The 930-nt window shown below is 30.6% G+C and carries 2 protein-coding genes; one reads left to right on the top strand and one right to left on the bottom strand.

The window, feature by feature from the left end; translation table 11 throughout:
* Nucleotides 1-359 (bottom strand): TetR/AcrR family transcriptional regulator (locus WKT09_RS13705; RefSeq protein WP_340416559.1); only part of this gene is annotated, 359 nt, incomplete at its 3' end.
* 96 nt (nt 360-455) lie between these two features.
* Here WKT09_RS13705 and WKT09_RS13700 point away from each other — a divergent pair.
* Nucleotides 456-743, top strand: coding sequence for a hypothetical protein (locus WKT09_RS13700; RefSeq protein ID WP_340416558.1), 288 nt, complete (start codon nt 456-458; stop codon nt 741-743).
* The last annotated feature ends 187 nt before the right edge of the window (nt 744-930 follow it).

The following is a 930-nucleotide window of genomic DNA, read 5'->3' as shown; positions in this document are numbered from 1 at the left end:
TTTAAAGTATCACTTGTAAGTGACTGAAGTGCAAGGATCCACCAAACACTCGTTTCGATTTTCTTTTCTTCATCAATTGGTATAAGCTCTAATAAAACTTCCGCAACCGCCTGCAATGGATTGTCTGACCAACTTTTACTTTGAGAACGTTTTTTCCCTTCTTCCAGATAATAATCCATGATAAATAATAACATTTCATCCTTAGTTGAAAAATAATGTCTTAACGCTCCAGCAGACATGCCTGCTTCAATAGCAACGCTTCTTATAGATGCTTTTTCGATTCCCTCTTTCTTAATAATATTCCAAGCGGCCTCAGCAATTGACTTCCTCTTTTTTTCATGATTAACAATCCTTGGCATAAAAAATCACTTCCTTTTATTAACACAGTGCGTTATTATAATTTTAACACACTGTGTTATTTAAATTATAACATATAAAAAGGAGAGACTCTATATTTGATCGAAAGTATTGAAGCATTAATGCCTTCTTCATCAATAGACACATCGATAGCTTTGCTAATTATTTCTATTTGCGCATTAATTGATATATTAAGTCCTGTTGAATACCTTGTGGACAAGTTTGAAGATGAGTTGGATAGAATCGAAAAACCTTTCCATTCATTCAGAAGATGGGAAATATACGAAGGTCATCATCCACTTTCCAAAAATCAGAAATTATTATCATCTATAAGTATAATGGTGGGGTTAAAGAAATTGGTTAATCGGAAAATAGTATCAAATTAAAGGTGTTCAAGTAGAATAATGTTTATCGTAAGGCTTAAGAAATATTAAATAATATAGCCAATAGTAAGTGAATTAATTGATAAAAAAATAAGTACTTGAAAATAGCTATAACCAGGTTTTTATTATATTTTAATCGAACTTTTCAAATATGGTTTTATTAATACCACGATAAATCAACGTTATATGT

Source organism: Pseudogracilibacillus sp. ICA-222130 (assembly GCF_037892545.1).
GTDB lineage: Bacteria > Bacillota > Bacilli > Bacillales > Amphibacillaceae > Pseudogracilibacillus.
This window is presented reverse-complemented; position numbering and strand designations above follow the sequence as displayed.